The 22,800-nt window shown below is 44.4% G+C and carries 16 protein-coding genes; 4 read left to right on the forward strand and 12 right to left on the reverse strand.

The features are described from left to right. Window positions 1-92: 92 nt before the first annotated feature. The 3 genes from AABK37_RS30435 to AABK37_RS30445 all read right to left on the reverse strand — a co-directional run bounded on the left by AABK37_RS30435 (window position 93) and on the right by AABK37_RS30445 (window position 5,051). Complete coding sequence (locus AABK37_RS30435; RefSeq protein WP_432555224.1) at window positions 93-2,699, reverse strand: DEAD/DEAH box helicase; 2,607 nt, start codon at window positions 2,697-2,699, stop codon at window positions 93-95. A 250-nt stretch (window positions 2,700-2,949) separates the two neighbouring features. Continuing rightward, on the reverse strand, window positions 2,950-4,299 hold the full coding sequence (locus tag AABK37_RS30440; RefSeq protein ID WP_432555225.1) for a ParB/RepB/Spo0J family partition protein: 1,350 nt from the start codon (window positions 4,297-4,299) through the stop codon (window positions 2,950-2,952). Next, window positions 4,296-5,051 (reverse strand): ParA family protein, encoded by a 756-nt coding sequence (locus tag AABK37_RS30445; protein WP_432555226.1) that lies wholly within the window; start codon window positions 5,049-5,051, stop codon window positions 4,296-4,298. The genes AABK37_RS30440 and AABK37_RS30445 overlap by 4 nt, the downstream gene beginning before the upstream one ends. A gap of 629 nt (window positions 5,052-5,680) precedes the next feature. Here AABK37_RS30445 and AABK37_RS30450 point away from each other — a divergent pair. Next, entirely contained in the window at window positions 5,681-5,806 is a 126-nt protein-coding gene (locus AABK37_RS30450) for a hypothetical protein (RefSeq protein WP_432555227.1), read from the forward strand. A gap of 383 nt (window positions 5,807-6,189) precedes the next feature. Here AABK37_RS30450 and AABK37_RS30455 read toward each other — a convergent pair whose 3' ends face one another. Beyond that, window positions 6,190-10,665 (reverse strand): beta-propeller domain-containing protein, encoded by a 4,476-nt coding sequence (locus AABK37_RS30455; RefSeq protein ID WP_432555228.1) that lies wholly within the window; start codon window positions 10,663-10,665, stop codon window positions 6,190-6,192. Between the two features lie 478 nt (window positions 10,666-11,143). Between AABK37_RS30455 and AABK37_RS30460 the strand changes: the two genes are divergently transcribed. Further along, a complete protein-coding gene (locus AABK37_RS30460) occupies window positions 11,144-11,755 on the forward strand; it encodes a hypothetical protein (protein ID WP_432555229.1) in 612 nt (203 codons plus the stop codon). A gap of 515 nt (window positions 11,756-12,270) precedes the next feature. Here the strand turns inward: AABK37_RS30460 and AABK37_RS30465 are convergent. From AABK37_RS30465 to AABK37_RS30500, 8 genes are all read right to left on the reverse strand, one after another. Beyond that, window positions 12,271-13,149 carry a hypothetical protein gene (locus AABK37_RS30465; protein ID WP_432555230.1) on the reverse strand — a complete coding sequence of 293 codons (879 nt, stop codon included), beginning with the start codon at window positions 13,147-13,149 and terminating at the stop codon, window positions 12,271-12,273. A gap of 469 nt (window positions 13,150-13,618) precedes the next feature. Beyond that, complete coding sequence (locus tag AABK37_RS30470) at window positions 13,619-14,041, reverse strand: hypothetical protein (protein WP_432555231.1); 423 nt, start codon at window positions 14,039-14,041, stop codon at window positions 13,619-13,621. Window positions 14,042-14,303: 262 nt separating this feature from the next. Beyond that, the gene (locus AABK37_RS30475) at window positions 14,304-16,298 is read right to left on the reverse strand and encodes a hypothetical protein (protein ID WP_432555232.1); all 1,995 of its coding nucleotides are present in this window, start codon (window positions 16,296-16,298) and stop codon (window positions 14,304-14,306) included. A gap of 73 nt (window positions 16,299-16,371) precedes the next feature. After that, window positions 16,372-17,004: a hypothetical protein gene (locus AABK37_RS30480; protein WP_432555233.1), complete on the reverse strand. Its 633-nt coding sequence runs from the start codon at window positions 17,002-17,004 to the stop codon at window positions 16,372-16,374. A gap of 70 nt (window positions 17,005-17,074) precedes the next feature. Next, window positions 17,075-17,866, reverse strand: a complete 792-nt coding sequence (locus AABK37_RS30485; RefSeq protein WP_432555234.1) for a hypothetical protein — start codon at window positions 17,864-17,866, stop codon at window positions 17,075-17,077. A 26-nt stretch (window positions 17,867-17,892) separates the two neighbouring features. Beyond that, window positions 17,893-18,261, reverse strand: coding sequence for a hypothetical protein (locus tag AABK37_RS30490; RefSeq protein ID WP_432555235.1), 369 nt, complete (start codon window positions 18,259-18,261; stop codon window positions 17,893-17,895). Between the two features lie 342 nt (window positions 18,262-18,603). Further along, window positions 18,604-18,867, reverse strand: a complete 264-nt coding sequence (locus AABK37_RS30495; RefSeq protein WP_432555236.1) for a hypothetical protein — start codon at window positions 18,865-18,867, stop codon at window positions 18,604-18,606. Continuing rightward, complete coding sequence (locus AABK37_RS30500) at window positions 18,860-19,984, reverse strand: ParM/StbA family protein (protein WP_432555237.1); 1,125 nt, start codon at window positions 19,982-19,984, stop codon at window positions 18,860-18,862. Before AABK37_RS30500 ends, AABK37_RS30495 begins: the two co-directional genes overlap by 8 nt. 263 nt (window positions 19,985-20,247) lie before the next feature. Between AABK37_RS30500 and AABK37_RS30505 the strand changes: the two genes are divergently transcribed. Further along, complete coding sequence (locus tag AABK37_RS30505; protein ID WP_432555238.1) at window positions 20,248-20,421, forward strand: hypothetical protein; 174 nt, start codon at window positions 20,248-20,250, stop codon at window positions 20,419-20,421. Window positions 20,422-20,884: 463 nt separating this feature from the next. Further along, the gene (locus AABK37_RS30510) at window positions 20,885-22,417 is read left to right on the forward strand and encodes a helix-turn-helix domain-containing protein (RefSeq protein WP_432555239.1); all 1,533 of its coding nucleotides are present in this window, start codon (window positions 20,885-20,887) and stop codon (window positions 22,415-22,417) included. The last annotated feature ends 383 nt before the right edge of the window (window positions 22,418-22,800 follow it).

Below are 22,800 nucleotides of genomic sequence, written 5' to 3' on the forward strand. Positions count from 1 at the left end.
TGCCGTGGAAGCCTGTGGACGGGATCTGCCTGGGAGACCGGTTGAAGCAGGAAGCAAACAAGAGTCTTGGCATGTCTAAGATTGTATAAGTTTTACAGAGCGGCGTTGGCTTGACGACGATAAGGCGAAATAACCCCAATTGTTTTTTCATTGTCTGGCGAATCGATGCAGTAACCATACTTAAGCAGCTCCTCAATAATTGCTTCGACGGCTCTCGTTTCTTCAGGGTTTGTGTGGGATTCGTACTTTCCCTCGACGTGGTAAGCAATCAAATTGGAACCAAGTGCAGAAGCTTTGTCGGGGGTTTTGATGATTAATCCATAGTTACAGAGGCGATCTGAAAAAGTGATAATGGGTGGAACACAGCGGTGGTGTTCTTTGAGAATAATTCCGTTGCCCAAATCTCCCGATTGACCACTAGCTCCCGCTGCACGGTGATACGCGGTTGCTGTGTCGCCAGCAGTTGGACTGTAGCGGTCATAGTCTGACTCACTCAGTCCCCGCTCTAGAAAAGCCTGCGTGCAATATTGTTCTAGAGTTTGTTTGCTAAAGCTAATAACTGGCTCCAACTGCAAGGGGTCGCCCACAACCAAAGCCTTTTTGCAGCGCACGAGGGTAGGAAATAGTTGATGGACGGGAATCATCCCAGCTTCATCGACAATCAGCTGGTCAATACAGCCGCTGTCGGGATAGGGGAGTAGATTGCGGACAGAGTGCAGGGTTGAAGTAATAACTGGAAACAACAGGCTGAGGTCAGAGTAAATATTTCGCCAGTCACGCCCAAAGGTGCGGTAAGCCTCCCATTCGCCACTCAAAACACTAATATAAGTCTTTAAGGAGGCAATAACTTCATGCTTGCGTTGTAGTGCTTGGAGTTGCAGATACTGCCAAGACCACTCAAATAAATGCACAGCGAGCGGGTGGTGTTCGGTGTAGAAGCGAGTGTAAAAATCTTGAGTGGGATAGCCAGCCAACCGTTTTTCAACAAGTTTTTTCTGAGCAACAAGGTCATCTTGACGGCGCTGGAGCGAGTCTAAATGGGTTTGAGTGTCAGCCAATTTCTGAAATTTGGCGTGCCACTGGTGCGCGGCTTCTAGCTGCGTGGCGACAGAGGAGCAAGCAGCAGACAGAGACTCCCTGGTGAGAGGAATTTGAAAGGGAAAGGGTGTTGCTAGGGTAGCCAGAACCGGAGCTGAAATCTGTTTGTGCAACTTTCGTAGGATGTGTCGCTCAGTGGTTCTGGTCAGCTTTTGCCAGAGTGTTGTGAGCCAGTGCCGCAATCGCACCCACCAATTACCATTTTTATTATTAAATTGGGAGCGGTCTACACGCGGGAGCGATCGCCAAGCACTTTCAAGGTGCGGCTGAATCATCTGGTAGGCTTCTAGGGGGAATTGGGAGTAGTCGGGTTTAGAATATGGTAGCTGCTCTTGAAGTTGCTGCTCTATTTGGGGCGTTTCTATCTCACGAGACTTTGCTTGGATATCCTCAACAAGCTCTCGAAGCAGTTGTTCATCCTCTGCCCGTTGTTGAAGTTGTCGTTGGTCAAGCTCCAGTTGAGAATGTAGTTGGTTGACTCCAGCCAACAATTTTTCAGACACTCCCTGCCATTCGGTTTCGTTAAAAGTCTCGTTTTGTAACCAGTCAATGGCGGCTTGCAGTTTGGGTATAACAAGTTTTGTGATTAACTCTTTAGAGCCTCCTGATAAGTAAAATCGGTCGGTTGAGAAGTCTTGAGCTAATCGTTGCTCAACATTGGAGACAGCCCGGTTGTTCGTACTGGTAACTAGGGTCAGATTACTTTCATCTTGTCCCGTTTGCGCCAACTGCACAGCCCGCTTAACGACTTGCTGGGCTATCTTGTGCAACAGCAAGGTAGTCTTGCCATTTCCTGGAGGACCAATAACGGCAGTGATGGGGTTCTCTTGAATGTGTTTGAGAGCCACTGCTTGAGAGTCGGTTGGGGGATGAGTCGGAAAAGCACCCAGAAACAGCATCTCGTGGCGTTGTTGTTTGGGTTGCCCGAACAGATATTCATAAGCGGGATGACCATCATCTGCCCACTCCCACTGCGGCTGCTCTAATATTTTCTGTAAGTCTTTTTTGAGATTGTAATTGTAAGCAACGAAGTCGAAGTGCAGCAGATAGGGAGCGCGTTTGGTTGTGTAAGGTTTGACTGGCAAGTCAACAAGGTCAAGAAAGTCTTGCAGATTGGTAAAAGATTGCTTGAAGGTGGTTTCTAAGAAGACTTTGAGACCTTCTAAAGTGACTAAGGCTTCGATTTCTTCTTCGTCAAGCTGATACAATTCCATCAAGTTTGGCGGTACGGGTTGGAACTCAAAAGAAGTCAAATCCCAACCTTTAGCGCGGTAGTTGCCTTGAAAGATGCTGGAAATATCAATCTTGAACAGGGGATAAAATCGACGACTGCCTTCAATTGCCCGCCAAATTTGAGGCAAAGCTACAGCCATTTGAAAGTCATTATTTTTCCCTTTCTTCTTGAGCGCGAGAAATTGTTGTTTGAGTTGTTTAAATAAGGATTCTTCTATAAGCAGATTGTCGCCGACCAGGGAGATGCCTTTGTCCAAGATTTGGTTATCATCGTCAGCAGCATCAACTTCAGCATGGGAGAGGTTTTCCAAATAAAAGAAATCCAACCAGGCGTTCAGTAGCTGATCAATCTTATGCTTATCTAGCATTATTAGGAAAGGGCGATCGACTTTGACTTTAAATGCTAGTGTAGTTTATTAATTTTGCTTTTGTGGTTTGTTATACATTCTCTAATGCAGTAATGATAAGGGTTTTACGAATTATAGGCGTAGGTTTTAGTGGCGTTTAATCGAGAGTGAGAAGGGTTTCCAGTTCAGCCAGGTTCGTAATTTATTATTCCCTGTAAAATGCAGTCCTGGTAAGGGTTTTACGGATTATGGACATGTGCATTTGTGACATTTAATCCTCAACCAGGAGGGTTTCTAGTTCTGCTAGAAGTGTTGATAGACGAGTTTGCTTGTTGGGGTCATCCCAAATCCGGGCTTTTTTTACCTGGCGGATTGTGGCATCCAGGCGAGACTTGAGAGGCGTTGGTGGTGGTGTAGTGGGTGATAGAGTGTTGATGTGTTCTTTAATTTGTGATAGAGACCAGCTATTGGTAATGGCTTTGTCTAAAACGGTTTGTCGTGTTGAATCGTCTTTGATTTGGGCAATGGCTTTGGCTTTGGTGTAGGCAATTTGTCCAGAGCGCAGCACATTGAGGATGTCTTGTGGGAGGTTTAGTAGGGGCAGACGATTATTGACGAAGGACTCCCAGGTCATTGTCCCCAAGCCGGTAAATACTTCTTCAATAATCTTCAGGTCTGGATTGGCACTTAAATTCGGGTTGGGGGATGGTGATGATCCATCCGCTTCAGTTTTGCCAATAACGTTATTGGCAGAGTCTTGATCCGATGCGTCAGTTTTGCCAATAACGTTATTGGCAGATTCACCCTCATCAGATTCATTTTTGACAGTAACGTTATTGGCAGCGGATGATTCCTCCACTTCAGTTTTGCCAATAACGTTATTGGCAGAGTCTTGAACCGATACTTCACTTTTGCCAATAACGTTATTGGCAGATTCCGGTTTCTCATCCGAGTCACTGTTGACAATAAAGTTATTAGCAGCGTTCGGATCTGACGATTCATTCTTGCCAATAACGTTATTGGCAGATTCCATCTCATCTGATTTACTCTTACCAATAACGTTATTGGCAGAGTCTAGATCCGATACGGAATTTTTGCCAATAACGTTATTGGCAAGTTTGGCTGCATCTTTGTATTCGCGTTGCAGGCGATGCAGTAAGGTTGGAACTGACTCAACATTCCGCTTTAATCTGACAGCTAACAGTTGTAGGATGCCTTCAGTTTCTTCTACTGGGTTGAGGTCTTCTCGAAGCAAGTTTTCGATTAGTGCCAGTTGAAAAGCATCTTCGTTACTTAACTCGCGGACAACGACGGGGACTTTTTCTAGTCCACAGTCTTTTGCGGCGCGGTAGCGTCGTTCCCCTGCCACTAATTCGTATTGACCCTCATCAATGGGGCGCACTAATAAGGGTTGCAGGATGCCATGCTGTTTGACTGAGTCGATTAACTCGTTTAGAGCTTGGGGGTCAAAGTAACGCCGAGGTTGCTGTTGGGGGAGACTTATCTGCTCTAATGGCACGTTCTGGGTTGACTCGGCGGCAGCGTTGGCAGATAAATCGCTTCTGGGGTCCCAAGGCACTTCAATTTGACTTTTGAGAGGTTGGTTGCGTTTGCGGATCATTTTAAGGACTCCATGCTGCTAGCTAACTGTTTAAGGACGGCAACAGCTGGATGCTTTGGCTCATACACGGCTAGGGGCATTCGGTCTTCTGTTGCATCAACGAAGGTAGTGGAACGAGGAATGGGGGGAAAGACTTTTCCAGCAAGAGAAAGTTGTTCAGTAATTGCTCCCAAGGTGCGAGTGTCCTGGGAATTACGGGAATCGTATTTGGTAGGAACGAAACCAGCTATCTCAAGATGACGGTTGACTTTGGTGCGAATCCTGGCGACGGTTTTCAGGAGTTCGTTTGTTCCTTCAAAGGCTTTAAAATGGGTTTCGATGGGGACAAGGACATGAGTAGCGGCTACAAGAGAAATGTAACTTAGCAGTCCTAGACTGGGAGGGCAGTCTATTAAGATGAAGTCGTAATCGTCCCGGATTGGCTCAATAGCTTCTTTGAGACGGAAGTCGCGCAGTTCGGCATTGACCAATAGCATTTCCGCCGTACTAAGGGTGGTATTGGTGGGGGCTAAGTCCATGCCATGAATTCCCTGATGAATCGACAGGGGTTGTTCTTCGACTATGGCATCATAGACGGTTTTGTTTAAAACTCTAGGAACCAAACCCATAAAGATTGTTAAGGAGCCTTGGGGGTCCATGTCGATGAGGAGGACACGATGCTTGAGTTGTGCTAAATGGTAGCCTAAGTTTTGGGTTATTGTTGACTTGGCGACACCACCCGCTTGATTAAATATTGCAATTATTCGGCTCATAAGTGAGTTGATTGGCTCTGCCCCATATAGAGGTAAGATAACTCAATTAGTGCTGTTAAATTGTGTTTGTTCCATAAAAAGACTTGAAGTGTTCTCACTATTGACCGCAGTGCTATAGATGCGATCGCTTCTCTAGCCCCCCGAATTCCCTTTCAGAGGATTCCAGCCAAGCTCCACTTGGCTGTAACACAGAGATCCGTTTGAGGTTGAAGAACATACGAGCGATCGGTCTCAGTAAAACACCGCTCCAGAACGCGCTTCAAGCGCTGCCGGGAGCGCAAATACTCTACGCCGCACATTGCTATTAAGTGATGCGCGGAAAATTCCGTAGTAAGTATTACTATTTCTTCTCAAGTGTAAAGTTGCTAGCTGTATGTGAACGATGCCGGGTCACGAGCAATTGTCTTTGGTAGGAACAGGCGCTCCGTAGCCTATAACTGATGCATCTGGTAATAGCGTATGTTAGTTCGCGTCAAGCGTGGGAAGAATTGATGAGAAGCTTAAACAGTTAGAGCAAAATTTGCCTGACGGCACTCCAAATCTTGAGCTACATTAAAACGCCTTCTCGCTCGTTGGTGTCAAAGTAGCCAATAACGTTATGGTCAAAGGTGAAACGGTGAAACCAGACTTTGCCAATAACGTTATTGGAAAAACGCGAGTCAGAGGAACCAGACTCTGCCAATAACGTTATTGTCAAGATGGCTGCACAGTTAGCGCCCATCCAAGAACAGTTTGCACCGATTAACTTAAGTTAGCCCAACTGGAGGTAATCTTGGGGGAGTAGCCTGAGAGCAGAAAATCAGGCGAAAAAGCAACAAATGGAAGAATTAGAGTTGCACTAAGCACCGCCGCAGCCAACTACTGCACTCCCAGACCTGTACGCCATCCACGAATGCGTAGTTGACAAATGGCGAGTAGCAAAGAGAGCGGAAAGCAAGCAACGATTGAGATAATTTGCTCTGAGGATGATTGAAGAGATTGTCAATACCGCGTAGTGAATGTGCGCGGTCGCACTTGTGTCGTGTATGCTACTGCTGGGCTGTTGTGTTCTTTAGGTCGGCTGTTTCTGATTATTTTCTTGATCGCAGTTTCGACATTTAAGATTCTTTATAATCATAGCTGGCATATCGCGCCTAATTTATTCTCCATCTTGCACCGCACCTAAGGCTTTGAGCGTGGCTTTCTCAGCTTCCGTTAAACCTGTAACGCCTGTGATATTCATATGCTCATAGAGTCTATCTATCAGAGTTTTTAGGCACTCACCCGTGTTAACATCCCAAAGCTTTATTGTTTCATCCCAACTCCCACTTACAAGAGTTTGACCATCCGTGCTGAAAATGACTGAATTTACCCAATGTGTGTGTCCCTGCAAAATTTTCAGGCATTTCCCACTGTGAATATCCCATAGCCTGACTGTTTTATCATTACTTGCACTGGCAAAAGTCTTACCATCAGGACTAAAGACAACCGAGACTACCCAACTGGTATGTCCTTGCAAGGTAATTAGGCATTCACCATTATGGACATCCCATAGCTTTATCGTTTGGTCTTCACCACCAGTGGCTAGGATCTTACTATCAAGGCTGATTGCCACAGAATTATTCCTACCGGTATATCCTTGTAAAGTTTTCAGACATTCTCCTGTGGAGATATCCCATAGCTTCACTGTTTTGTCATAACTTCCACTAGCTAAAAGTTTACCGTTAGGACTGAATGCAACTGACCATAACCAATCGGTATGTCCTTGGAAAGTTTTCAGACATTCTCCGGTATGGATATCCCATAGCTTTATCATTTGATCACCACAACCACTGGCTAGGGTTTTACCATCAGGACTGATTACCACTGAATTGACACCACCCTTATGCCCATGCAACGTTTTGAGGCATTTTCCAGTACGAACATCCCATAGCTTCACTGTTTGGTCATAACTACAACTGGCTAGAATTGTAGTATCAGGGCTAATTGCTATTGAATTCACCCTGCCGATATGCCCCTGCAAGGTTTTCAGGCATTCACCACTATGGATATCCCATAGCTTCACTGTTTGATCTTCGCTGCTACTAGCAAACATTGCACCGTCAGCACTGATTGCCAGTGACCGTACGACACTAATATAACCCTGCAAAATATTTACACATTTTCCACTCAGGATATCCCATTGCCTAACCGTTTGGTCATCACTCCCACTTATTAAAATGGTACCGTCAGGACTGAAAGCCACAGACCTTACCCACTCGGTATGTCCCTGTAAGGTTTTCAGGCATTCTCCTGTACGAATATTCCATAGCTTCACTGTTTTGTCTTTGCTGCAACTGGCAAGGGTCATACCATCAGGACTAATTGCTAATGAGCGTACCCAATCGGTATGCTCCTGAAAAGTTTTCAGACATTCTCCTGTGGAGATGTCCCATAGCTTCACTGTTTTGTCCTTGCTGCAACTGGCAAGGGTCATACCATCAGGACTAATAACCACAAATCCTAGTGAATTTATATGTCCTTGTAAGGTTTTCAGGCATTCTCCTGTACAGATATTCCATAGCTTCAGGGTTTTGTCACTACTACTACTAACTAAAGTGACACCGTTAGGACTGAAGACTACTGAATGAACTTTACTGGTATGTCCTTGTAAAGTTTTTAGGCATTCTCCTGTATGAATATTCCATAGCTTCACAGTTTTGTCATCACTGCTACTAGCTATAGTTTGACCATTGGAATGCATCGCCACTGAATTTATCCTACTGGTATGCCCATACAAGGTTTTCAGACATTCTCCTGTGCGAGTATCCCATATCTTAAGTGTTTGGTCATAACTAGCACTAGCTATAGTATTACCATCAGGACTGAAAACTACTGAGCGTACCCAGTCGCTATGCCCTTGAAGTCTTAAAATTTGTTTGTTATCAATAATTTGCCACAAGCTAATTTCACAATTAGCATCACCTGTAGCAAACAAGTTGCCATCTGGACTAAACGTTACACAAAAAACCGCACCGAAAACTTTGGGAAAAACAGATTTAACCAGGTTCGCTTCAGCAAAATTGACGCGCCGCAGGCTAGCCTTAGTAAAATCAGCACCTTTAATCACAGCACGGCTAAGGTCTTTACCTTCCAATGCAGCCTTATCAACCTTCACTAGCAGCGTCGCCGCATTTCCTCCAATATAACCCACCTCAGCTTCTGTTTTACCTCTTGTCATTTCAAGAATTTTGAGAATTGGATGAAGCGGTAAAGAAGTGATCAGGGAATGAGTCTCTAGCATCGGCAAAAGTAAATCCATCACCGCTTTTGTGAGCGGCGATCGCCCAAAACTCTCCCTCAACTTCTCCAACGACTCACTTGCAAATCTCCTCAGTGGGGCACTTGACAAAATCCCCCTCGCCTCGTCCACTTGTCGCTGAAAATAAAATGACCAAGTGTAATCAACTGATGCTGCATCATTATTTATATGCAACTGCCCCTGCGCCAATTCAATAAAATCATCAGCCAACGCCCCCAACTCAGCCGCAAATTTATAAGCCACAAAAAACTCTAACAGCGAACGATGCGCGGGAGTATAATCACCATCGGCATTACGAATCAGCATTGTCTGCCCCATCATGTCATAATGCCAGTGGTCTAAATCTTTCTCCTCCTGAACAACATCACCAAATAAGCGACGAATTCTATCGGGAAAAAGGCGATAATTTAAACTCATCTGGTCAGTAGACAGCATTTCCCAGGAAAGTTCACATAAAAAGTAGAGCTTATCTGCCAAAGAAGTAAAAGTTCGCTCTGCTTTGATGTCTCGTTCCATCTTGCGCCGCACTGCATACAGGTAAACCCGCGACATATCCACTGGCTTACCTGCTTCAATATCTGGCAATGCTTCCAAAATTAACTCTGTCATCACCGGACGACGTGCCAAGTCCAACAGTTGTGGATTGTCCATCACCTGGTCAACTGTGGTAGATTCAGCTTGGAATGACAACACTCGCCGGATTTGCTCGTCGTTGAATTTTTCTAATTCCAGCACTTCAAACTGTGGTGTTTCACCTGTCAGGTTGGCGGTAGACGCTTGCAATTCCGCATTGAGTAAAGCACGTCCTTCTTTTGCTTCTGGAAAATGTTCGGTGCGACAAGTCAGGATAACTTTAGCACCGGGAACGACGACTTTCGCCAATTCCCAAAAGTTGTTGATCATTTGTTGGCGATCGCACTTTGCTGCCATTTCATCAAAGCCATCAAAAATCAGCAGCAACTTACCCATGCTGTTAAGCTGGTCAAACACCTCGCTGTTTAAGCGGATATTGTGTTGCGTAAAAAAGAAACCTGCCAGAACATTCTCAACATTCAGTGCTTTGGCATAGTCGCGCAGCGTAATTATCAGAGGAAGCCGAGGACGTTCAACGCCACGTCTTTGAGCATCTCGATAACGTTGTAGTGCAATCCACGCATAATGAAAAGCAAACCAAGTTTTTCCAGTGCCAAATTCCCCTAAAATAGAGATATGCTCCTTAGCAGGGTCATCTAACCACACATCAAGATAACCATCAATCCAGCCGTCGCGTTCATCGTAACGACTGACTCCTATCCTGCGCTTGCTAAGTGAGTCAAATTCTTCTTTGCTGCAAGCCAACGCCACATATTTTTTGTCGATTTCTCGTCGTTTAACTTCCGCTTCTAGCCAGTCGAGATAATCACCGAAGTCAGCATCCTGATCTATCAGTTCGTCAAAAGTATAACAATCAAGCTGGCGATTTTCTGGTTTCTCCACTTCATCACGCGCCGCCCGTGAAATTCGCCTTGCCGTTACCAACCAACCTTCATCAGTTCTTTGCGCCTCCACAGATTGACGCAAAGCCATCACATCACTCAGTCCTCCCTCACCCTCAATTCCACGTACAAGAATCCGGTCATATCGATTACGTCGTGCCGGAATATCAATAATCCACTCAAAATAATTGTCTTCCCAAACTTCATACTTTTCAAAGCGGTAGCCCAAGGTTTCAAACCAGCCTTGCATCTGCTGGGCTAAAGCTATGGCTTTACATTTCTTTTCATTTAAAGACTTTCCATTGGACGTCTCGACACTTTGTGCTGCCAACCGCGCCATCTCTGTTCTCATTCCTTCCAGTGTCGGCAGTCTTTCCAACTGTTCTTGAATACTCGCTATCCTTTTATGTAACGAACCTATCTGCTGGTTCATCAAAACATCAGCAGGTGTCCGGCTGCGCTTAGCAACTTCGATAAAAACTGTGGCAAAGGCAGCGACTTCTCGCCTGATGTTAATTCCCAAGGTTTTGATTTCATCACCCAAGGCATAGGTATCGAGAAAAACATCAACTTCAGACAGAAGAATTGAAGGGTTGTTGTGGTCTAGTGCTTTACGGAAAGCTTGTTTGATTTTTTCTTCGCGGAAAAGTTTTAGGAATGCCTTGGGTTTACCAACGCCGTATTCTACCAAGGTATAAGCGTAAACACCACTAAAATCAGCGGGAGGATGCTCAGGATCAAGGTTAAATTGCTTTAATAATTTGATAACGGTCTCATTGCGTTGAAGCTTGTCCTTGAGAATAGGATTTGCGATACCAGTAATTGCCTCAATTAGCTTATCAAGAGGAATCAGTAACACAAGGTTTTTGTATAGAAGGATGTATGCAACCTGTTAATTATCCTTATGTTAGCGTGTCATTTATAAAAAATTTTGGGAGTTGTCTATTTGTGACACTACCTCCATTACTGAGCAAAAAGCGGGCGTGATATGGCTTGCTGCTACGAGTGCGCCAGGTCGTTGCTTTAAAACTCACGCCGCAAACGTTGTAAGTTTTTGGGGTCGGAGTTGGTTTCGTACTCGCTTCTTAAATTTCCTGACTCGCTGCCAGTTTCAAACACCAGCACTTTTTGACTGCACTGGCGTTTTTGATTTGTTAGAAAGGTGTAGGCAGTACGCGATAAATTTGACTAGCAATCAATAAATACAATACAATCCCCTGGTTGAGTCCCGCTCCTACAGTTAATCAAATAATGCTTTAAGCATCCAATTCCTGATATTGTGATATCAATGCTATCTATTCGATATCGATAGCAGAGCTATCAAGTGCGATATCACCATGTCTGATACCTGTGATGAAAATAAACCAAGTGCAATGGTGCGTGTCCCCACTCCCCTAATTCCCGCAGTTAGGGAATTATCCCGTTTGCACCGACAAGGACGCACAAGTGAGGTACTTCAAGGTTTGGATGAATTGATATTGGCGTTGGATAGCAGCAGTGATTGCACATACAATGCCACAAGTCAAGCAATAGGGGCAATTTACGAACGACTTGATAGTTTAGAGTCACAGTTGTTGGGTGAGGAGCCTCGCAATGGAACGGACTCAACCAAACGTCTCGCCGATTTAGAACAAAAAATCGAGGGGATGACAACTCGAATGGCACAATTTGCCGAGGCAATTATCCTTCTCCAAAATAACCTCAACAACCAACCAAAGCGAAATAAATCGTATTATAACAATTCTTATTATCAAGGGCAAAGTGTTAAAATTCAGCCATTAACAGAAGACAATTTAGCTAAAAGACTTGGTGTGAATGTAGAAACTGTACGCAAAGAGAGAAGTAGCCAGCCAGCACCACTTTTTGTCGGGTGGTCTAAGCGTAAGGATACTTCTGGTATCGGGTGGGAGTTTAACGAGAAGACGGGACTATATCACCCAGTAACATAAAGATGTTGAAAAAATCTCATAACAGATACCCAGAGAATTGGGCAGATATCGCGTTAGAAGTTAAACAATCCGCAGATTGGAAATGTTCTAAGTGCAACTTACAGTGCATCCGTCCAGGTGATACCACAAAAGGGCTTTCTCGTTCTGAAAGAATGGCGTTAACACTTACAGTCCATCACAAAAACTTCACACCCGAAGACAACAGATTAGACAATCTTTGTGCTGTTTGCACGAGCTGCCATTTATTATATCATTGTAGAAGAAAGGGGAATATTTCACCTGGGCAATTGTCTCTGTGGAAAGAATTAGGAATTAATTATTAGCTGTAATTATAATAAGTTTTTAGTTTTTAGCTTGAAGCAAGAGCGCTTATCTGCATCGTCACCCGTTGCTTGTTGGGTTTATCCTACCTAAAATATTTGGTTATTTTTAGTGCATTAAATATGTCGGGGATAATATCTCCGACATGCTATTTTTATGATTTTTCGCTTTTGTTGTAACTGACCAATTAAATATTAAGATTGTCCACCAAACCTAGCAATTAATTCCTCCCGCGATAACTGCATTAGTAATGGGGTAAATTCTTCTGGCAATAAAGCTAATAATGGTGAAATAATTGCGCTTAATTCGTTATCTAATGAACCAAAGCGAACTCGTAGTAAGTTTTCGACAACAAGGCGTTCTCCTTCCAGTTTGGCTTGTTCCCGGTCTTGTTGATAAAGTGGTTCTAGTCGCATAATTAATTCCCTATCATCATCTTCTGGACTTTGATTTACTCTCAAGTTCTGCCGCAAGTTGTACAGCAATTCTAGCGTTGCTCTGCGAAACGGGTGATTTGATGGTAGCGCTTCTAACTCATCAATCGCTTGTGCTTGTACCCTTCCTCTACCGAGAATTCTTAACCACAACGTTTCCTGGGTACGCGGTAGTTGATGAATGGCAACGATAGCTGTCCGCAAATACTCTGCCATAAAATGTACTCCAGGCAACCAATCACCCCCTTGAACTGCACCAAATCCTGACAGCAGTGTTGCGGATGCCGTTGGCGTGAGTATCCATAATTTTGGTACTGTTGAGTCTTGAACAGAAGTATTATTTCGATTCGCTTCTCGTTGTAATGCACCTCTGACTTCTAATAATTTCAACACACAATCGCAGATTTCCTCTTTCGACGCAGCATTGCGGTATGGTTCTAATATTGCAGGAAATTCCGCAAATCTTCCTAATAGTCCTAATGTTTCTAAATTGGTGGTTTGTTCTGCTGAAGGAGAAAATAAAACATCAATTTCTCGAACTTCTCCTGCTACACGGCTGGCTGCTTGTACTTCCCCATAAGGTTTTAATAATTCTTCGAGATAGTCTTTCGCAAACTGGTCATGAATAAAACGAGTCATTCAATTGGATATATTAAGAAATTTGTTTTACGTAAGTAATAACATTCTACTTTTTATTCAGATAAAAATATACTTATTATCTGAATAATTTTGAACATAATCAATTTTATTTGTACTATAATATGTGAATACACGTACATTTAATATTTGGCGTTTTAATTGAGGTGTTAGGACAATTATTCTGGTTAAAATCAATGATTTGCAGTTCACTGCCAGAAGTGAAAACGAGTGAAAAGTGGGAGTGGTTTTTCAAATAAATGGAGAATCTTTGGACTAAGCTCGCATCTACGAAGTTTCTTCTTCAGTACAGCAATTGTGGCGATGATAGAGCGGGTACGTCAATACTTCGATCTGGCTCCCGTTAAACGCTCAACCCGCAAAAAGACAATCCGAACACTTAATAACAAAATAGCCCCTCAACCACATTATCCGAGGGGCTTTTCTATTGGGTTTGGTGGAGGCGTTCGCCTCAAATTGTTCGCTCAAAGTCCGGGCAATTCTCTGGTTGTTCTGGATTAACCGCGCAAGGCAAGTAACCATTTGGAGAATGGTATATACATTGAAAGCATTGATTCTCGGAATGGTCTATTTTCTGCTGCAACCTCTCATCTAATCGGTTCATCTCTTCATATAATAAATTTTCCCCTACAAACTTAGCAATGCCTACCCCACTCCCTACTAAAAACAGTCCAGTCGATGTCGAAACTGCCCCATAGAACATCATATTTTTGATAATTAGTTGTTGTGCTTCTAATGCTTGACTTAAGTTATTAATGACTTTGCCAGAAAGCCCTAACAAGCAACTGCCTCCCCCTACCATAATCATTATTGCTCCTGAGACTCCAAGTGAAACAGTAGTAACTTCAATCCAATCCAATAATTTAGCTTTCATTTTTTTCCGGTGGATTAACTATTTGGGTTTTATTGACATTAACCAGTGCGTCTAAGATGTGTTCCAAAGAATGTTGCGTCGGGAGCATCACGCTTGCTGTCCAGATGCTGTCTAAGTGCTGTCTGCTGTCCGTCTGCTGACATCCAACAAGCTATAGCAAAAGTTTTATGGGTCTGCTGTCTGTGCTGTCTATTGTCTAGAGAGGGCGCAATACACCTCAAAACGAGGTGTATTTGGGGGAGACAGCAGACAGCAAATCCCTTTAAAAATCTTTTAGCTCAATCTCTCCCTCATTAACCCAAGCTGCTATATTTGCCTCTACAATTTCATTCAGCCACCGCTTAATTTCATTGGTGTTAAATCGTTTACCGTTGATTTTAAAGTTAGATATTAGCTCTCTAATGGAGGATTGTTTGCGGTTGGTTCTTACTAAAAAGTTACGTAAAGCTGTAGCCTCTGCCGACAACTTCGTTTCCTCAACGTCTGTCTCTAACTCATCAGGTGAATCGTTAATATCATTAACTTCGGCATAACTTGCCTCTAATTCATCATCCTCTTTGGTGAGGTTTGGTACAAGTCCTAATGCCCACATCCCGTCATCAGTAACTGAGGATAAAATCACAGGTTGGTTAGTAGAAATAGAGGCAGTTTTAACGTTGGGGTATTGTGCGGTTAAGTCCTGTCGAGTCTTAGCGTCTCCTATCACGTTCGCATTCTTTAACACCCCATCAATCACACCAAACCCATTCGCTTTCTTGTCTGGATTCTGTCTAGCTTGGTAGCATAAAATAACAGATTCTCTCGCCTGAGCAGAGCCTAAAAAAGGTAGGTCTGTAACGTTACTAGCTTGAGTGCCGATGATAAGTTTAATACCGCCTTCTCTACCGTTAAAGGCAATGTCGCTCATGGCGTTACTAAATGCGTCACTAAGCTCAATTTCTGTGATTGACCCAGGAAAGCTAACCTTGGTTTTCCCCTCAGCAGTCTTCATGCGATCGCAGAAGTTTTTATAATCATCAAACACCAAACAGATTGGGTGAGCATGACCTATTTTCTGACGCTGGTTAGCAGGTAGATTGTCCTGCCTGTGACGATGCTCGGCATACACCTTTATTAGAGTGTTATAAGCATCTTCCAGGTTGCCAGAGTAGGATATGGTTTTTATCCCGGCAAAGCTGTCACCGCCCTTAGAACCGATGGCATAAAGTTCAAGTTTCTCCCCATGTAGCTTTCGCATCCTGCCAATTAAGACCCGCATTGAGACGCTTTTACCGCTACCTGGTACACCCAAAAAGATGATTGAGCGGTCCGCTGTTACCAAGTTCTCAATTATTGCTCCGCCCGTAGAGGTTAGCCGTGATGCTGGGCTTGAAAGCTCTGATTGACCTGGCGATGAAGATTCGGGAGACGAGCGCGTTGTGCCGAATAGTTGGGTTAGGGGGTCTTGTTGCCGTGCGTGTAACTGCGCTTGCATCTGAGCTTGCGCCTGTTGCTCGGCTTCTTTGAGAGCCAGGAAGTTTACAAACTGGTCTTGCAGTTGCGGCGGTAATGAGGCGATCGCTTGATGTAAAGAAGCAAACTCAAGAAAAGCGCTTTCAGCAGTCAGAGTGTGGGCGTTATGAACTTCTATATAATTAACCCCGTGTTGGGTTGCTTCGTGGGATGCTTTCACGCTAGCATCAGCTTGGATTTTCTCCTGTGTCCACCCGTGCCGGCGCTTAAGGCGATCGCTAACTACACTACTAGTTTTCACCTTCAAAGCTTCCCGTGTTGCTTGCGTTCCCGCGCCTGCAAAAACTGTTCCAATCACGCCTAAACTAATAGCAAGCATTGGATGCCCCTGAACGCGGTTAATAGCGTGTACCCCTGAATGTTGGGTAATTTCGCTCAATTTGTCCTCATCAATCCGGTACTTTTTCGCCCCTAAGCATTGCGGCTGATTGGGTAGTGGTTTCGGGTTAAAGCAAACATCGTAACTGGTCTTGGTTGGGGTTGCCATCGCCGCTCCAATTAACAGCACACTCACTAGCAAGCATCCCTTAGCAAACAGGTTTGCGCTCGGCAAGGGCAGAGGTTTTAGGGGTTGAGGTTGTGAGAAAAGTGAGTGTGTTTGCTGCTGTTTTTGTAGCTGGGCTAATCGTTCCAATTCTGGTTTTAGTGCATCCACATTTTCAGGGTGGGATAAGGCACTTTCTAGCCGCGCTCTTAGTTGCTCTAAGTCTTCTGGGTTGCCGTCATTCGGGTTAAAGTCTTGCATAATTTTCTTAGCTCTCGCTCGCTTGCGCGGAAAAATGAGAGGGGAGCATAACTCCCCTTTTTTAATTGCTCGATTAGAAAGGCAGATTATTTTTAGTGTTGGTGCTAGAAGCCTTAGTAGAGTAAGCTTTCATCCACCACAGATAACCCAGTCCTGCCACGATGATTGCCACTATTGCCCAGCTAGGTATATCTGTACTACCTGGCTGAGGGGGAATTTCAAACTGTTCTACCGCAGTGTTGACAGTGGCGATCGCCTGCTCTTGGCTGTACCTATTGCAAACAGAAGCAACCCCAAAACCTGCCCCTACCGCCATAGCTCCAGTACGAACTAAGTCAGCTTTCCCGTTTTTTCCCGCTGCGCCAGTTGCAAAAACCAGGCAGCCTACAAGACTAACCCCCAAACCAAAGCCAGGATTAGAGTAGGCACTTAAGGCAACTGTTATTGATGCGCCAGTCCCCAGTAAGGCGATCGCCTCAGTTAAATTGCCTGTTGACTTGATGTCATCAATCTCTGACCTATCAACAGACTCAGCATTTCTCTCATCGTCGGTTAAATCTGCCAAATTTTCGCCCCTGTAAGTGGGAGCGTCGTAATAGTTAGCTGATGGGTGTTGGGTCTTAGGTACGTCATATGCCGGGGCTTCTGTTGGGTTTGTCCCTATCCCCATCAACCCAGAAAATGCGTTAAATTCTTGACTGTTCATAATTCTCAGTTAATTGTGGATGATGCCCGTGGTGAGGCTTTCAACTTACACCACGGGTTATCTGTTTTATCTAGATGCCAAGTGTGCGACGAAATACCCCAGCCATGTTTCGCATTAAGCTGTTAAACTGTCCAATCCCTCCACCTTGAGGTTTAACGGTGTCATAAACGGGCATAGGGGGAGTGGGCAGGGCATTTTGTACTGGTGTCCCATAGCGTCCAAGTGCTTGCAGGTGGCGCACATATTCGGTGTTAAGCTCTCTGAAAACTTGCGCTCTTAGGGCGTGTTGGGTTGCATCGTCGGTCTTCACCGCCTCAGTTAACCTGTTGTCATGGTTGACTTTAATCTGGGCTAACTCTTTCAAAAACCGCGCTCTTTCTAGAATTAAATCGCTGGCTTCTTGTGCCTCAATGCTTTGCACCCCATACTGTGTTTGGACTTGAATTTTGCGATGATCTGCTTTAAACTCTGCCCCTGCCAGGTAAACATCCTTGGCAGAATCCATGATTGACCGCGCCCCATTAAGACGTTCGGTGATTATGGACGCAATTGACTTTGCAGCGTTAACCTTGTTTTGTACCATTTGAGCGTTAGATTTTTCTAAGCCCTTCAAAGTTTTGCAAGAGCGATCGCTTTGTTGGAGTGCATCCCCTGCCTGCCTTAAAGCATCCCGATCCAGATCAATCAGCATGTCATGCCCAGTTACGCCGAAAAAGGTACGGCTAGCCCATTCCAGGATTGGCTGAGTCTCAAACACCTTGCTCATCGGGTCATCCCCATAATTGGAGGTGTTAACCTCGGAGACGGTCGGCTCAACCTTGTAGTTGTCAGTGTTAAATTCCTGTCTGTCTTGGTAGTCCATAAATTTTCTCAAGAAGGATAATTGGGTTAGTTGACAATCAGCATTTTATGTGCGTTGGCTACGGTTGCCTGTTCCTCTAAAGTGCGATAGCGAAGCGCTGCTGCGAAGCGCAGATCGCGCATCGAGTCAACCTTATGCGTGATAATGGCAACCTCACAGGCTAAATCATGGGGAATACCTCGCCCTACAAGTGCCTCTGTGGTGGTTTCTACGGCGTTTTTAAGTCTGGCGTTGCCATGCCTGCATTGAGCTAAAAGAGCCTCCTGCAAGCCTTCAGCATCGCTAATATTGATGCCTTGAAGTAGGGATAAACATTCCATTAGCTCTGCATCTTCAATCATCAACGTCTGCAAACTGTCAAACCAAGCGTCATTAAGAGAGTAGCTCTCACCCATTTGTTCTTGACCAAACACAAACAGGAGTCAGAACAATTCGCAATTCGAGTTTTTGCTCACGGTCTAGCAGGTCAAGCTGACTTCCAAAGCGCTCTACAAGCTTATCTATCTGGTTGCTAGACGTGAAATAGGTTACAGGTTTTGTCATCATAGTTATGTCCTTTGTGTAATTTCCGATCAGGGAGATGCACTCTTCGAGGGATTGATGGGCGATCGCAGTTACTTTGGTCGGTGGCTTGTGATCGCTTCGTCATCGTCCTTGATTGCCAGAAAGTCAGGGTGTGTGCAGATTTCGGTCAGTAGTCGCAATTGTTGGGTGATGAGTGAGGGTAGTGGTCGGTGTCATGCTGCCTCTTGGTTTTTGTTGGGTTGATACGCCTTCGCCATAGCTGCTAGGGCTGATTTATTAGGCACATTTGACGGAGGCGCATTTGATTCTGCTAGTGGTTGGGCGGTTGGCAGGTTTCCATTTTTGAAAATCAGTTTCTCAACTGCACTGCCCAGTGCTTGCGATGGCACATCCAAGGGCAAGCCGAACATTTTGCAGACTTCCTCAGCAGCAAAGTAGCTGATGGTGATGCGCCGAGAATCGAAAGAATTAGTCATTAGTGTCCTCCCTTTGAATTTCAGTCAGTAGTTTCAAGCCTTGGGAATTAATAAATTGGGGTTGGTCTAGAACTGTGAAGCCCAAGGAAGCCAGCTTGTCCTGCACACCTCTTATAGCTACGCCACCACCCCAGGAGACAAGATAGGCTGCTTTGTCTAGGTAGTTGCTAGACGTGATGAAGTTGGCGAATTTCTCAATCCTTGAATCCCACCACTGCTCTAGGCACTCGTAATACTCTGTCTCAAATTTCTTGCCAGTCATGGCGTTGCCGCCGTAGGTGAAAGTGCCAGCGAGTATGCCTTGGTTAATCAGGCTTGGACTGTGTTTTACATCCTTGGAGAGAAGGCTGGCAAAGTCGTTTCTCTTGTCTAGCATTTCTGCAATTACCGAGTGCAACTCACCACAACCACCCTCAATTAGGTGTCGGTCTACCACCGCACCGCTGCCAGTGAAGACAGTTGCAAGAAAGGTGCTTGACCCGATATCGAGTGAAATTGCGGTCTGTGATGGGTCTAGCTGGAGAGAGCTATTACCAAACAGGCAATATGCAATGCTTCCAAAACCTTCTGGATAAACGCCTGCAACTGCAATCTCGACAGTCTTTTTGACTATCTCGCGGGACACGGGATGCTTGTGGAAAAAGGTGTGTATCCCAGAAACTCTGCGTTTGATTTCAGCTTCCCACTTGTCAGGGTTGTGATTGGAGATGCTGATCCAAAGATGAGAACCATCTGGAATGTTAATAATTGCTAAGTCTGCGAGGATGCTTTCAAGGGCTAACTGGGCTTTTTGTCCCTTGTCCTCATGTAAAAGGATGTGGTCTGGTTGCGCGATCGCAGCACTTCCCCAGAAGAATTGAACTTCGGTTAAGTCTTTGCGAGAACCGGACACATACCGAACCCAAGCACCATCCTTACTGATGGTTTCGTGGTGGCGGATATTCCGGTTCCGTAATAGTGAATATGCGGCAGGCACAACCACCGTCAGATCACCATAAATCGCTTTCCCGTAACCCGCTCCTGGGTCTTTCCCACAGATAAACTCACGCGAATTTAAATTGGCAGCAGAATTTAGCTGCTTCTGCCAAATTTCGGCAGATTTGTATAGCAATGTCATAGTTCAAATTTATTCAAGATGCTGATTTTGCCGGGATTGAATTAATTTGACTCAAATCCGGTCTTATTTGCGGAATCACTTTTTGGTTAAGCCTTATAGCACTTTCCGGCATCTATTGCCTTTGTTGTGTACTAATTTTTGGCTTGTTGATGTTATAGTAACGATTGGTGCGTCACTAAGTCAACAGGTAGCGAGTTAAATTCTTAAAAGACGAGTAAGGGAGATAATTCTAAACAAGTGACAAACCTATAGATACTTGTTAAATGCCTTCCCAAAAGCCTCGCATAACCCTGCGGCTAGACCAAGACGATATTGATTATCTAGAAGTATGGGCTAAAGAAGAGTTCTTAACGATACCCCAGCTAACACGGGTAGTAGTCAAAAAAGCCATAGCTGAACACCGAAAGAACAAGGATAAAAAAGATGAAAAGCAATGAATGTAGTAAATATTAACCCGCTTACCCTTTTATCACTGCCACAGCCACCCGCGATAGCGTTCGCGCCCCTCGTCCGCTATGAGCGTGTGCGGGTAAAGAGCTTTGATCGCAGATCGCAGCTACCGAATTGCCCAGCAATTTACTTTGTGCTGGCAGCGTGCCGATTTCACTCGTGAAAAAGTTAACGTTTAGAACAAAATTTAAACGACGAACCAGAGGAGGAAAAATGATTTTAAAAAATCTTCAATTCACAAAATAATTAAATTGTGAAACATATTATACTTTTAACTATTCAAGCCCCGCTGCTAAATTTTTGAATGTTATGGCAGAGGATACAAATCCTAACAATAAACACAAAAAACCCCAGAGCGAGCCGAACTCAAACAACTCTGGTATAATCAATATTAGTAACCTGGTGACGAAAGCTGATCCAAATTTGCTCCTTGATAAGAAACAACTAATAATGGCGCTACGGAATGACTTCTCAGAGGGCATTAAAAAAATAGCTATAAAAGCGGCTATCAAGATAATAAGAGATACATGGAAACAGCCTGAGAGAGCTGAAGATGAAGTCTATGTGGAAGAAGTCGCCACGCAGATAGTAGAGAGCTTTACGACGGAATTAAAAAACAACACAGAATTGTCAAGTACAAATGACAATGTGCTTGACAAAGCCATACCAGTTGCCGAATCACAGCTGAAGCCCATAGTTCCTATGCCCTCATCAGCCGTAATGTTTTCTAGCATGGAAGCTTATACTCGGAAAGACTTATGGCAAAGGGATACTGAGGGAATAGCTTGTTTACAGCATAGAGCCAAAGGCAACCCCAACAATTACATTGAGCATTACATTTGTAGCCCAGGCGATATTACCATGCTTCCTTGGGATGAAGCTCAACAAATTATTGATAAGTTTGGTTTTACAACTGCCAAACTACACCTGATTTTCGCTGCCCATGCTATGAACCAGGAGAACCCTTGGCAAACCACATTCAACCTGAAAGCAAGCGATATCATCCAGGAATTTGGCTGGGATAAAAATCACGAAAAAGTAAAACCAGAAAAGCTGTTAGAAATTGCTAGCACAGCCTTTGCCCTTGATTGTCTGCTAGTCAAAGCCGTTTGGGTGGAGGGAAAAAACAAAAAAGGAGAAATTATAGGTAGCGCTCCTGTAGGGAGAATGTGGAATGTCCAGATTAAAGCCACCGGTCAGTTTAATTTGTCAGGAAAGATAGACAATCCTGATGAAGTTTACATCACAATACAGCCAGGATTGTGGACTCAAGATTTTTTAAACCGAGCTGGAGCCAAATCGCGGGAAGCTTTATATCAGTTTGGCTACTTAGCCCAGCAAGTTTTGAAAATTGACCCCTACCATGATGAACTTGCGCTAAGGTTGGCTATATATCTAACATTGGATAGTCGAGTTCGTCTTGATGGAAAGTACAGAGTAATTGAGCTATTAGAAATTGCATTCCCGAAAACGGTAATAGATAAAGCCCAGTTAGACTTTCGCAGAGCCTATGACCTAAAGCAGCGCTGGGATAGTGCCATAAAGCTACTGCTCAAGCTAAACTGGCAGATTGTGTTTGACGCGGAAACCTATCCCGAATGGCTAAGACCAGACTCACTGGATAAGAAGCCCAAAGGCTACTTGGACAAGCTGCTAAGAGCCAAACTCACTATCAAACCCCCAGCCCCTATCCCTGAACTTATAGCATCAAAGGCAAAACCTAAGGTAGAACGATTACAGTCGAAAGTTAAACCCAAGGTAAAACGATTACAGTCGAAAGCCAAGGTTACACCGCCACAAAACACCGACTTGACTAGCAGCCAAGTTAGAGAAGCTCGTATTGCCAAAGGGTGGGCGCAGGCTAAACTGGCAGGTTATCTCGGTGTGTCCCAAAACCTCATCTCCCTGATTGAACGGGGTGAGCGCACCGTCAATCCACAGCTAGCCGCCCAGATCCGAACGCTTCTGGATATCCAAAACTGAGTATTACTACTTAACAGTTCCCTCCGAAGAGCCGATGATTGCCTGTGTTACGGCTGTTTTTTGTTTTTGTTCTAAAATAAGTGCCCCCAAAAGTTGGTTTCAAAAACTTGTCCTATATAGCAGCTTTAAGCTTTAAAACACAGTCATCCACATCCCCCGACAAAAACACCCGTATCCCCGGATAATCCATTTTTGAAACCCATACTGCTGGCTGTCGAATGGTCTTCTGTTCTCGCCTTTTTATAAAATAAATACGCTAAAAATCTACTTCAAAGCTTTACTCACATCTTGCACCTGTACGAGTAAACCGCGAATAAGCAAAACTACAGCACAAAAATGTAACACTAGATAAATAACCAGTTTATGTAAGTTTTTGTTTTCAA

Source organism: Tolypothrix sp. VBCCA 56010 (genome assembly GCF_050875635.1).
GTDB lineage: Bacteria > Cyanobacteriota > Cyanobacteriia > Cyanobacteriales > Nostocaceae > Hassallia.

What these genes read in the sequence shown, in the direction of transcription:
- AABK37_RS30505 (WP_432555238.1), top strand. Translation starts at nt 20,248, where the DNA reads ATGCCTTCCCAAAAGCCTCGCATAACCCTGCGGCTAGACCAAGACGAT.
- AABK37_RS30470 (WP_432555231.1), bottom strand. Translation starts at nt 14,041, where the DNA reads ATGAAAGCTAAATTATTGGATTGGATTGAAGTTACTACTGTTTCACTT.
- AABK37_RS30440 (WP_432555225.1), bottom strand. Translation starts at nt 4,299, where the DNA reads ATGATCCGCAAACGCAACCAACCTCTCAAAAGTCAAATTGAAGTGCCT.
- AABK37_RS30460 (WP_432555229.1), top strand. Translation starts at nt 11,144, where the DNA reads ATGTCTGATACCTGTGATGAAAATAAACCAAGTGCAATGGTGCGTGTC.
- AABK37_RS30495 (WP_432555236.1), bottom strand. Translation starts at nt 18,867, where the DNA reads ATGACTAATTCTTTCGATTCTCGGCGCATCACCATCAGCTACTTTGCT.
- AABK37_RS30485 (WP_432555234.1), bottom strand. Translation starts at nt 17,866, where the DNA reads ATGGACTACCAAGACAGACAGGAATTTAACACTGACAACTACAAGGTT.
- AABK37_RS30490 (WP_432555235.1), bottom strand. Translation starts at nt 18,261, where the DNA reads ATGGGTGAGAGCTACTCTCTTAATGACGCTTGGTTTGACAGTTTGCAG.
- AABK37_RS30500 (WP_432555237.1), bottom strand. Translation starts at nt 19,984, where the DNA reads ATGACATTGCTATACAAATCTGCCGAAATTTGGCAGAAGCAGCTAAAT.
- AABK37_RS30510 (WP_432555239.1), top strand. Translation starts at nt 20,885, where the DNA reads ATGGCGCTACGGAATGACTTCTCAGAGGGCATTAAAAAAATAGCTATA.
- AABK37_RS30475 (WP_432555232.1), bottom strand. Translation starts at nt 16,298, where the DNA reads ATGCAAGACTTTAACCCGAATGACGGCAACCCAGAAGACTTAGAGCAA.
- AABK37_RS30435 (WP_432555224.1), bottom strand. Translation starts at nt 2,699, where the DNA reads ATGCTAGATAAGCATAAGATTGATCAGCTACTGAACGCCTGGTTGGAT.
- AABK37_RS30445 (WP_432555226.1), bottom strand. Translation starts at nt 5,051, where the DNA reads ATGAGCCGAATAATTGCAATATTTAATCAAGCGGGTGGTGTCGCCAAG.
- AABK37_RS30465 (WP_432555230.1), bottom strand. Translation starts at nt 13,149, where the DNA reads ATGACTCGTTTTATTCATGACCAGTTTGCGAAAGACTATCTCGAAGAA.
- AABK37_RS30480 (WP_432555233.1), bottom strand. Translation starts at nt 17,004, where the DNA reads ATGAACAGTCAAGAATTTAACGCATTTTCTGGGTTGATGGGGATAGGG.